General features: G+C 72.5%; 6 protein-coding genes and 1 tRNA gene. 4 read left to right on the top strand and 3 right to left on the bottom strand.

Annotated features, from left to right (window positions below):
* Positions 1–43: 43 nt before the first annotated feature.
* The 3 genes from ACIP4P_RS40235 to ACIP4P_RS40225 all read right to left on the bottom strand — a co-directional run bounded on the left by ACIP4P_RS40235 (position 44) and on the right by ACIP4P_RS40225 (position 4924).
* Positions 44–466: a DUF742 domain-containing protein gene (locus ACIP4P_RS40235; RefSeq protein WP_350515256.1), complete on the bottom strand. Its 423-nt coding sequence runs from the start codon at positions 464–466 to the stop codon at positions 44–46.
* Positions 467–627: 161 nt separating this feature from the next.
* Positions 628–1041, bottom strand: coding sequence for a roadblock/LC7 domain-containing protein (locus tag ACIP4P_RS40230; protein WP_030248297.1), 414 nt, complete (start codon positions 1039–1041; stop codon positions 628–630).
* 10 nt (positions 1042–1051) lie between these two features.
* On the bottom strand, positions 1052–4924 hold the full coding sequence (locus ACIP4P_RS40225; protein ID WP_400927917.1) for a nitrate- and nitrite sensing domain-containing protein: 3873 nt from the start codon (positions 4922–4924) through the stop codon (positions 1052–1054).
* 638 nt (positions 4925–5562) lie between these two features.
* On the opposite strand from ACIP4P_RS40225, the gene ACIP4P_RS40220 reads away from it, so the two are divergent.
* The 4 genes from ACIP4P_RS40220 (at position 5563) to ACIP4P_RS40205 (ending at position 8759) form a co-directional block, all read left to right on the top strand.
* Positions 5563–5781, top strand: a complete 219-nt coding sequence (locus ACIP4P_RS40220; protein WP_400927914.1) for a hypothetical protein — start codon at positions 5563–5565, stop codon at positions 5779–5781.
* A gap of 362 nt (positions 5782–6143) precedes the next feature.
* Positions 6144–6944, top strand: coding sequence for a fumarylacetoacetate hydrolase family protein (locus ACIP4P_RS40215; RefSeq protein WP_400927911.1), 801 nt, complete (start codon positions 6144–6146; stop codon positions 6942–6944).
* Between the two features lie 61 nt (positions 6945–7005).
* Complete coding sequence (gene gltX, locus ACIP4P_RS40210) at positions 7006–8436, top strand: glutamate--tRNA ligase (RefSeq protein ID WP_400927937.1); 1431 nt, start codon at positions 7006–7008, stop codon at positions 8434–8436.
* A gap of 251 nt (positions 8437–8687) precedes the next feature.
* Positions 8688–8759, top strand: a tRNA-Gln gene (locus ACIP4P_RS40205).
* Positions 8760–8806: the final 47 nt, after the last annotated feature.

Below are 8806 nucleotides of genomic sequence, written 5' to 3'. Positions count from 1 at the left end.
GACGATCTTCGCGGAGGTGGTGGCGCGGGTGGGGGCGGCCGCGTTAGAGCTTGCGAAGTCCACTGAGGACCCTTTCGAGCAGCGTGACGTCGGGCGTTCCGCCCGACTCGCCCGCGGCGGCGGGCTGGTGGATGGCGACGAGGCCGGCCTCGGCCAGGTCGGCCACGAGGATGCGGGCCACACCGAGCGGCACGCCGGCCAGTGCGGAGATCTCCGCGATGGACTTGACCTCACGGCAGAGGTTCACGATCCGGGCGTGCTCGGGCAGCAGCCCGGTGGTGCGCTCGGCCGAGCCCGTGGTCGAGATCAGGGCCTCGATCGCGAGCTGGTACCGGGGGCGGGTCCGGCCGCCGGTCATCGCGTACGGGCGGACCAGCGGCTGCTGCTCGTAGCCGTCGGACTGCTGCCCGCCGTAGCCGCTGCCGTACCCGTTGCCGTAGCCGGCGGGTGTCGAGGGCGGGGTCATGGGTCCTCCTTGTGCTGCGGCCTTGGGCAGCCGGTTCCAGCTGGGGCGATGCCAGCTGAGGCGGGATCAGCTGCCTGAGGGTAGCTGAGGGTGGTGCGTCGGGTCCGGTCGGGTCGGGCCCGGTGCGGGATGGAACGGTGGGAGATCCGCGTGGGTTCCGGTCAGTGCAGGAGACTGCCCTGGAGTTCCGCGCGGAGTGCGGGGGTGAGGACGGCGCCGGCCCGGTCGACGAGCAGGGCCATCTCGTACCCGACCAGACCGATGTCGGAGTCGGGCGCGGCGAGCACGGCGAGGGCGGAGCCGTCGCTGACGGCCATCAGGAACAGGAACCCGCGCTCCATCTCGACGACGGTCTGGTTGACCTCGCCGCCTTCGAAGATCCGGCTGGCGCCGGAGGTGAGGGAGGTGAGGCCGGAGGCGACGGCGGCGAGCTGGTCGGCGCGGTCGCGCGGGAAGCCTTCCGACATGCACAGCAGGAGGCCGTCCGCGGAGACCACCACGGTGTGGGACACCCCGGGGGTGTTGTCCACGAAATTGGTGATCAGCCAGTTCAGGTTCTGTGCGGCCTGGCTCATCTGGTTCAACTCAACGCTCCTGGTGATCTGCGCCGTTGCCGTCGCTCCGGCCACCGAAACTATCGAATCCGGGCTGCTGGGCACCATGCTGGAAGCCCGGCTGGTTGGCGGCCTGCTCGGCCCCGGCCCGGCGGCCCTGCTGGATGCCGCGGCGCAGGTTGGTCAGCCGGCCGCGGACCTCCTCGGGGGCCCGGGAGACCTGGGGACCGTTCAGCGGCGAGGCCTCGGCGGTGCCGGAGACCAGGTTGGCCTGCGGGGTCCGGCGGGGGAGGCCGGACGTCGTGACACCGCTGGTCGAGGGCTCACGGACCTGCTCGGCCCGGCGCCAGCGCTCGTCGTTCGCGGACGGGCGCCACGGCGCGTCCCCGACGCCCGGCTGCGGCGGCTGCGGCTGACCGGGCTGCGGCTGAGCGGGCTGGGGCTGACCGCCCTGGGCCTGCGGGGCCGGCTGCTGCGGGGCCTGGGGCTGAGCCGGACGCGGCTGCTGCGGGGCCCGCTGCTGCGGGGCCTGCTGCGGCCGACCGGGCTCCTGGAACTCCGGTGCGGCGGTGCCGGGTCGGCGCGGCTGGTAGGGCCGCGGCCGGCCGTCGGCCTGCTGCGGGTACCACGGCTGCTCGCCGCCGGCCTCGGACGGGCCGGTCGGCAGGGCCATCGGCTCCGGCCGCTGCGGCACCTGCTGGGGCTGGGGCGGCTGCGGCTGGGTCGGCTGGGGCTGCGGCTGGGCCGGGTTCGGCACGTTCGGCAGCACCGGCTCCACCAGGCCGAGGCCCAGCGGGTCGCGCGGGTCGATCTGGCTGGCCTCGAAGCGCGGCCGGGCGAACTGCTGGGTGCTCTCCACCGGAGCCGGCTCGGCCGACGGCAGCGGCTGGGGCTGCTGCTGCGGGGGCAGTTGCGGCTGGCGGCCCTGCTGCTGCGGCGCGTCCGGACCGGGGCGCTGCGGACGGCGCTGGCCCGGCTGGCCCTGCGGACCCGGTCGGCCCTGCGGACCCTGCGGACCCTGCTGGCCGGGGGCACCGGGGCCCTGGCGGCCGGGGGCGCGCTGCGGCAGGCCGTCCTGCGGACGGTTGCCCGGCCGGGCGCCCTGCTGCGGGGCGCCGGGACCGCCCGGACGGCCGTGCTGCGGCTGCTCGCCGGTCCGCGGCGCCGGGGCGCCCGGACCGCCGTCGAACTCGCCGTTGGGGCGCGGACGTTCCTGGCCGGGGCGGCCCTGGCCGCGGCGCGGCAGACCGTTCGGGCCGCCCTGCGGCGGGCCCTGACGGCCGGGGGTGCGCTGCGGCAGGCCGCCCTGCGGTGACTGCTGCGGCTGGCCCTGCGGCGCGGGGCTCTGCGGCCCCTGGGCCTGCGGGCCGGACTGAGCGGGGGTCTGCGGGGCCTGCGGGGCCTGGGGCGGCTGGCCCTGACCGCGTCGCCGCGGCTGGGCCGGGCCCGGCTGGCCGGGACCCTGCTGGCCCGGCGGGACCGGGTTCTCGCGCAGCGACTTCCCGACCTGCCGGGTCGGCAGGCCGGTCCGGCCGCCGGGCGCACCCGGAGCGGTCGGCGCGGCGGGGGCACCGGGCGTACCGGGGGCACCAGGGGCACCGGGCGCGGTCGGCGCGGCGGGAGCGGCCGGACCGCCCTGGCCGAGCTGCGGACGGCCGCCCTGCGGGGCACCGCCGGCCGGGCCCTGCCCGAGCGCCGCCGGACCGGCCTGGCCGAGTGCGGCCGGACCGCCCTGGCGGCCGGGCATCTGGCGCTGCTGGCGCGGCGTCGGGGCGACCCCGCGCTGCTGCTTGCCCTGGCCGCCGGGGCCGCCGGGGCCGGGGCGGCCGGCGCCGCGGCGCTCGGCGGAGTTGGTGACGTCGACCGGGAGCATGACGAGCGCGGTGGTGCCGCCGGAGTCGCTCGGGCGCAGCTGGATCCGGATGCCGTGTCGCAGGGACAGGCGGCCGACCACGAAGAGGCCCATGCGGCGGGAGACCGAGACGTCCACCGTCGGCGGGTTGGCCAGGCGCTCGTTGATCTCGGCGAGGTCGTCCGGGCTGAGGCCGATGCCGGTGTCGTGGATCTCGACCAGCACCCGGCCGTCCGGCAGGGCGTGGCCGGTGACCCGGACGCGGGTCTGCGGGCTGGAGAACGAGGTGGCGTTCTCCAGCAGCTCGGCGAGCAGGTGGACGAGGTCGTTGACGACGCGGCCGGCGACCTCGGCCGACGGCACGGCGGCCAGTTCGATGCGCTCGTACTGCTCCACCTCGGAGGCGGCGGCGCGGAGCACGTCGACCAGCGGCACCGGGCGGGTCCAGCGGCGGCCCGGGTCCTCGCCCGCGAGGACGAGGAGGTTTTCGCCGTTGCGGCGCATGCGGGTCGCGAGGTGGTCGAGCTTGAACAGGTTGGCCAGCTGGTCCGGGTCGGCCTCGCGGCTCTCCAGCTCCGAGATCAGCGACAGCTGGCGCTGGATCAGGCCCTGGCTGCGGCGCGAGAGGTTGGTGAACATCGCGTTGATGTTGCCGCGCAGGAGGGCCTGCTCGGCGGCGAGCCGGACCGCCTCGCTGTGCACCATGTCGAACGCGTGCGCCACGTGGCCGATCTCGTCGGTCGAGTCGACGGCGACCGGCTCGACGGCGGTGTCCACGTCGTGCGGGTCGCTCTCGGAGAGCGTCTTGACCAGCTCGGGCAGTCGGCGCTCGGCGACGTCCTCGGCCGCCTTCTGCAGGCGGGTCAGCGAGCGCACCATCGAGCGGGCGATCAGACCGGCGCCACCGAGGGCGATGATCAGGGTGAGGGCGACGGCGGCACCGATGATCAGGGCCTCGGTGTCGGCCTGGGACTGGAGGTCCTGGGCCTTGCCGTCGAGGTCCTCGATCAGCTTGGCCTCGATCCGGCGCTCTGCGGTGATCTTGGTGGTGGCCTTCTCGTACCAGTCCTTGTACGAGACCGGCTCGGTCTGGTGGATGCCGCCCGGCTGGAGGATCGAGCGCGAGTAGCGGTCGGCCTCGGCGACCACGTTGTTGTAGCTCAGCTGGCCGCGCAGGTTGTCCAGGTCGTGCGCGGTGTAGATGTTGTTGAAACTGGTGAGCGCGTTGTCGTACGTGGTGCGCAGGCGGATGCCGAAGGACTCGTCGCTCGCGCTCAGGTCGGGGGCCTTGGGGTTGGCCAGACCGGCGCTGATCAGCGCGCGCTGCTGCGAGGTGGCGTCCTTGGCCAGCGAGAACTGCTGCAGCGCGCGGGTGGCGACCAGCAGGTCCTTGTTGTTGGACGCGAGCGCGATGTCCTGGGTGATGCCCAGCAGGTCGCGGATGATCACGTCGTAGGCGGTGATCGTCGCCTGGATGTTCTGGTTGTTCTGGTACGGCGTGTTGCGCGCGTCCGCGATCGAGTTCAGGTCCTTGCGGATCTGGAACAACAGGGCCTTCCCGCCGGACAGTTCGAGGTTCTCGAACTTGTCGGAGGAGGCGGTGAAGGTGCGGCTGAGGTCGTCGGTGGACTTGCGGGCGGCGACGATCTCGTCGTCCATCGGGTCGTTCGGACGGTTGGTGATGTAGCCGGCGCTGATGTCGCGCTCGGTCTGCAGGGCGTCCGCGAGGTTGGTCGCCTTCTTGGCCAGGTCGGACAGGTTGGCCATCTGGGCGAGTTGCTGGGAGTTCTCCAGCGAGGTCTGGATGCGCAGGCCGCCGAGGACCAGCGAGACCATGACGGGGAGCGCGAGCAGGGCTATCAGCCGGGTGCGGATGCGCCAGTTGCGCATCGCGAGCCGGCTGAGACCGGTGGCGCGGCGCCGGGTCAGGGTGGTCCGGAGTTTGTCCCGGGCGGACTTCCGGTCCGGGCCGTCCTCCTCCGGGCGGGGGACCTCGGGCGCTACGGGGTCGGCCGGGCCGCCGGGGGCCGCCGCCGGTTGAGGGGCTGCCACAGGCTCGTGCGACTCCGGGTTGCCCGCGGCGCCGCTACCCCTTTTGAAACGTCCCTGCACTGGCGTCGCAACCTCTGGACCGGGCGTCCCGCCGCGTCGCCACGGCCTGGACGGTGTCGAGTTTCCTTCCGCACCCCGGCCGGTCCGGGAGAGCGGGTCGCCGGGGTGGACTGCTCCCTACCCACGGTCCGTGGCATTCCAGCACAGCGAGGGAATCCCAACAAGGGCCGCTGGAACCAACGGTCGGGTACTACCGAACGCATGCGCGTTCTCACTGACTGTGCGGTAACCGGACCGGAATACCGCCTTTTTCGGACACTTGCCTGATACATGCCAACGTGGGCCGAGATCGACAAGAGTCGCAGACCTGCCGGAATGACCGTTGTGCGCGCAATGTCGGATAATTCCGATGCGGCGATATGTCGGATATCTGTGATTTGCACGCTAATTTGTGAGTAAAATCACAGACTAATGTGTAGCTTTGGTCACGACCTCTGTGGAATGAGATCTCGTAACCTGGCTGTCTCCTGGCGCACGGCCCCGATCAGCCTGCCCAGAACCCCTCCGAATCAATCGGAACCACGCAGGCCGGTGCGATCCCTGGTGATCGACCCGGCCACGACCACGAGGTGCTCTCGATGTCCCTGGCGAAGAAGGCCACCAAGTCGACGCTGTCCTGCCGCTCCACGGCGAACCCGCGCCGGACCACGCTGGCCTCGGTCGAGGACTTCAGCAAGATCCCGGGCGCCCGCAAGCCCGAGGACGTCGTCACCTACGGCACCGAGCTGCCGGCCAGCACCGCCAACCCGCGCCGGGTCCAGCTGATGGTCGCCCCGGCCGTCACCCCCCGGGACTGACGCACACCGCCGCCGTCGAGGGCGCCGTGGACCCCGCACCCGCGGGATCCACGGCGCCCTCTGGGTTTTCGCCCGCTCGCCTCCGGGGCGCTCTCGTCCGGTGCCGACGGTCGTCGCTCCCTCGCTCCTCCGTCGCTCCCTCGCTTCTCCCTTTCGGCACCGGCGCGCCCCTTCGGCTCGGGGCGGGGATCGCCCGCTCGCCGTTTCCGCCCGAACCGGGCCGAACCGGGGCAGAGCGGCCCGGAGGGGCCCCACGCGATAGCCTGGACGACGATTGACGGGGCCGCGCCCATCACGGGCGAGGCGCCCAGCAGCGCCCGGGGGCGCCCCGGGCGGCCGACGAAGCGAGGGGTAGCCCAGCCGTGCGCATTGCCAGGTTTTCCGTCCGGGAAGGAAGCCCTGCCGCCGGCAGCGTCTCCTTCGGCGTGGTCGAGGGGGATCCCTCCCAGCCCGACTCGCTGGTCGTCCACGAGCTGGCCGGTCACCCGTTCGGCCAACCCCAGCCCACCGGTGAGAGCTACCGCTTCCAGGACGTCCGGCTGCTCAGCCCGATGCTCCCCAACAAGATCGTGGCGGTCGGCCGCAACTACGCGGCGCACGCGGCCGAGCTGGGCAACGACGTCCCGGACGTGCCGCTGACCTTCTTCAAGCCGTCCACCTCGGTGATCGGCCCGACCGAGAACATCGCGTACCCGCCGTTCTCGTCGGAGGTCCACCACGAGGCCGAACTCGCCGTGGTGATCGGCCGGATGTGCCGCGAGGTGCCGCTGGACCGGGTGCCCGAGGTGATCCTCGGCTACACCTGCGCCAACGACGTCACCGCCCGGGACGTCCAGCAGCGCGAGGGCCAGTGGGCCCGGGCCAAGGGCTTCGACACCGCCTGCCCGCTGGGCCCGTGGATCGAGACCGACGTCGACCCGGCCGACCTCGCCATCACCTGCACGGTCAACGGCGAGCTCCGCCAGACCGGTCGCACCTCCCTGATGATCCGCTCGGTCGCCGAGCTGGTCGTCCACATCTCCGAGGCCATGACGCTGCTGCCCGGCGACGTCATCCTCACCGGCACGCCCGCAGGGGTGGGCCCGCTCAACGTCGGCGACGAGGTCGCCGTCTCCATCGAAGGCATCGGCACTCTCACCAACAAGGTGATCAAGCGTGGCTAACACTGACCCGGCCGTCCGGGTTCGCTTCTGTCCGTCCCCGACCGGCAACCCCCACGTGGGCATGGTCCGCACGGCCCTGTTCAACTGGGCCTACGCCCGCCACACCGGCGGCAAGCTGGTCTTCCGGATCGAGGACACCGACTCCGCCCGCGACTCCGAGGAGTCGTACGTCCAGCTGCTGGAGGCCATGAGCTGGCTCGGCCTGGACTGGGACGAGGGCCCGGAGGTCGGTGGCCCGCACGCGCCGTACCGCCAGTCGCAGCGGATGGACATCTACGCGGACGTCGCCCGTCGCCTGCACGAGGCCGGCCACGCGTACCACTGCTACTGCAGCACCGAGGAGCTGGACGCCCGCCGCGAGGCCGCCCGCGCGGCCGGCAAGGCCTCCGGCTACGACGGCCACTGCCGGAACCTGACGGACGACCAGGTCGCCGTCTACAAGCTGGAGAAGCGCGAGCCGATCCTGCGCTTCCGGATGCCCGACCGGACCATCTCCTTCGACGACCTGGTGCGCGGCACGCTCACCTTCGAGCCGGAGAACGTGCCGGACTACGGCATCGTCCGGGCCAACGGCGCCCCGCTGTACACCCTGGTCAACCCGGTGGACGACGCCCTGATGGGCATCACCCACGTGCTGCGCGGTGAGGACCTGCTGTCCTCCACCCCGCGGCAGATCGCGCTGTACGCGGCGCTCGCCGAGATCGGTGTCGGCGAGGGCACCACCCCGCGCTTCGGCCACCTGCCGTACGTGATGGGCGAGGGCAACAAGAAGCTCTCCAAGCGCGACCCGCAGGCCTCGCTCAACATGTACCGCGAGCGCGGCTTCATCCGCGAGGGCCTGCTCAACTACCTGTCCCTGCTGGGCTGGTCGCTGGCCGAGGACCGCGACCTGTTCGACATGGACGAGATGGTCGCCGCCTTCGACGTGGCCAAGGTGAACTCCAACCCGGCCCGCTTCGACCTGAAGAAGTGCGAGGCGATCAACGCCGAGCACGTCCGCCGACTGGCCCCGGAGGACTTCGTCCGCCGGCTGGTGCCGTTCCTCCAGGGCGCCGACCTGCTGCCGGCCGAGCCGACCGCCGAGCAGCTGGACCTGCTGGCCCGGATCGCCCCGCTCACCCAGGAGCGGATGGTCGTGCTCGGCGAGATCGTGAACATGGCCGGCTTCCTGTTCGTCGACCCGGCCGACTTCACCCTCGACCCGGACGACGCCGCCAAGGTGCTCACCGCCGACTCCCGCCCGGTGCTGGAGGCCAGCATCAAGGCGCTGGAGGAGCTCGGGGACTTCACCCCGGAGCCGATCCAGGCCGCGCTGCGCGAGGCGCTGGTGGACGGGCTGGGCATCAAGCCCAAGTTCGCCTTCACGCCGCTGCGGGTGGCCGTCACCGGCCGCCGGGTCTCCCCGCCGCTGTTCGAGTCGATGGAGCTGCTCGGCCGCCCCGAGACGCTCCGCCGGCTGCGTTCCGCCCTGGACGCCGCTCCGACCGCCTGAAGCGGCCGCTGAGCGCCTCCTGAGCAGCCCCGCGGGCCCGGCCTGGTGCCGGGCCCGCGGCGCACCCGGAGGTCATCCGCCGGCCCCCTGGCCGCTGCCTGCGGTTATCGATTTTGGAGCCAGGGCAGACGTCGGGTAATGTTCTTTCTGCGCCGCCCGGGAGGGAACGGACGAGGGAGCGAAAGCCCCTCGGAACGGGACCGACCGAGAGGTGCAACGCCTGAGAAGGCCCCGCTGGGGTTCAACTCTGGTGGGGTATGGTGTAATTGGCAGCACGAGTGATTCTGGTTCATTTAGTCTAGGTTCGAGTCCTGGTACCCCAGCGCAGTACGACCGGCAACGGTCACCCGCAGTACAAGTGAAGATCCAA

Source organism: Kitasatospora sp. NPDC089509 (genome assembly GCF_044749365.1).
Lineage (GTDB): Bacteria > Actinomycetota > Actinomycetes > Streptomycetales > Streptomycetaceae > Kitasatospora.
The sequence above is the reverse complement of the archived record's forward strand: the minus strand, read 5'-3'. Positions and strand labels throughout refer to the sequence as shown.